This is a genomic window from Bartonella sp. AP57NXGY, assembly GCF_042195805.1.
In the GTDB taxonomy this organism is placed as follows: Bacteria; Pseudomonadota; Alphaproteobacteria; order Rhizobiales; family Rhizobiaceae; genus Bartonella.
This window is the reverse complement of the sequence record NZ_JBHIOZ010000207.1, coordinates 1-2,042: the sequence shown is the minus strand read 5'-3', so window position 1 is coordinate 2,042 and position 2,042 is coordinate 1. Positions and strand designations below refer to the sequence as shown.

Below are 2,042 nucleotides of genomic sequence, written 5' to 3'. Positions count from 1 at the left end.
AGCCTATTCATTCTATTCAATTTAATAAAAAGGCAGCACGATATGCTGCCTTTTTTTATTCTTGACACCCTTTCATAAAAAGATCGCTCGAATAGCTTTTGTTCTTTATCCTCCCAAGATCATCTCCATCAAGATTTATTGATTGACAAGGCTAGGTATTGTTTTTGATGCATACCAGATTGAAGTAGTTGCTCGTACACAGGCAAAAAAGCGCTTTCGTTATAATCCTGAAAAGACAGCTGTGGAAGGTCTTGCCAATTTGCTGGAATTGGGGAGCGTGAAATGCGTGTAGCAGTCTTTGCGCAAAAGAATGAAAATATGCACTAAAGCGGGTGGTTATGCTTAAGGGTGAGAATAAATTCAGTGATTTTGAGAAATCTGCCCCTTACGCTGTCTTAGATATTGAATGGCATTTATCTCTCATAAACAAAAATGTCGCAAAGCGCTTCATCTCCAAGTGAAAGTAAAACTTTCAGAAAAAACACCTTATATGTATTTATTGATAAATCATATATGTTTATTGATAAATCGCGCTTGCTTCATAAAATCCCCTTCCCCTTTTTCTCAAAGCAAAAAGAAAATGTAAAGTTTTACTGTCGTAAGTAGATAAAAAGCACAAGCTACTATTATTTTCCTCTTTACACAGGAAACATACTGCAAAATATTTCTTTACGCAGATAATTTAATTAAATACACCCAAAAAACAAAGACATCAACCACTTTATCAAAATACTCAAGAAGAAACTAAGATTTATAAAAGCATCAATCAGTACTCTTTAGCATATTTATAAAACACATTACATCCAATATAAAACACCTCAGATCTAAAATTAAGTAAACTTTTTTAATTTTTGCTGACGGCTGTTCCCAACGATGCTGTCCCACCCTTTATTCTCCTTAATGCATCAAAATATATGACAGTACTGTGATACCATTAAAAAGTACAAACAAACAACGATCATTTGCTTATAATATTGTCTTTAAATATCATTTTAATATTTTTAATTATATATTTAATACGTAATAACTAAAACTATAAATATAATATGACTTAAATATAAATATATACATTAATTATTATATTTTTTAATTTGACTATAAGTAAATTATAAAACTATAAGTAAATTATAAAATAGTGAGCAAGAAGAATATTTTTATAGACCATTATTTATTTTCTTATATTGTTTGTTCTTCTTATAACAAGTGGAGATATGGCAAACAGAAAAAATATTTGTAGCTTAGTTTTAAGTGAGGAGAACATAAATGTCTAAAAAATCTCTTTTATCGCATACAGCAACTGCAGCAATTCTATTATTTGGGACCTACCACAACACACAAGCGGAAGAACTTAAAGAACTTAAAGTTTCTGATGGAAAAAAAATGGAAGTCTCTAAAGAAAGCTACGATAATATTTGGGCAGAAACAGGTGGAAAAATCATCGGCAAGAATTTAAAGCTGGGGAGTACCTCTCCAACACCACCATCTGTTACAACCGTTGTCACCGTTAAAGGATCCGATAGTTTGATTGAATTATCGGACAATACCATCATTGGTGCTCCACTTGGAACTAAATCTTCCTATGAATACGGCGTTAATATATCGGACAACGCTACATTCAAAATGACAGGAGGTTCTATCAATGTTGATAAAACCGCTATTCAGCTAAATGCGGGTAACGGAAATATGGAAAATGTCACAATAACAAGTGAAAACAGTGACCCCTATAACGCAATAAAAGCTGAAAAAAAAAGTAAACTCACTTTGAAAAATATAACTGTTAAAAAAGCAAAAAACAGCATCTTTGCAGATAACCAAACTCAAGTAACAGTTATCGATGGATCTTTTGAGGCAAACGAAACAGCAATCAATGCTCGAAACGGTAGTATCATTACTTTAAACAATAAGGCAAAAATCACATCACTTAACGGTGATGGGCTCAATGCCATTGGTGAGCAATCAAAAATTTTTATGACAGAGGGAACTGTTACCGGTAGCAATAGTGTATTATATACAAAAGCTGGTGGATATATTAATGTTAAAGA

At 32.2% G+C, this 2,042-nt stretch carries 1 protein-coding gene and 1 pseudogene; both read left to right on the top strand.

What is annotated here, in order from left to right:
• Positions 1-142 precede the first annotated feature (142 nt).
• A complete protein-coding gene (locus ACFIL8_RS09530; RefSeq protein ID WP_375612614.1) occupies positions 143-292 on the top strand; it encodes a hypothetical protein in 150 nt (49 codons plus the stop codon).
• A 971-nt stretch (positions 293-1,263) separates the two neighbouring features.
• Positions 1,264-2,042, top strand: a pseudogene (locus ACFIL8_RS09525) (autotransporter outer membrane beta-barrel domain-containing protein); the annotation flags it as partial.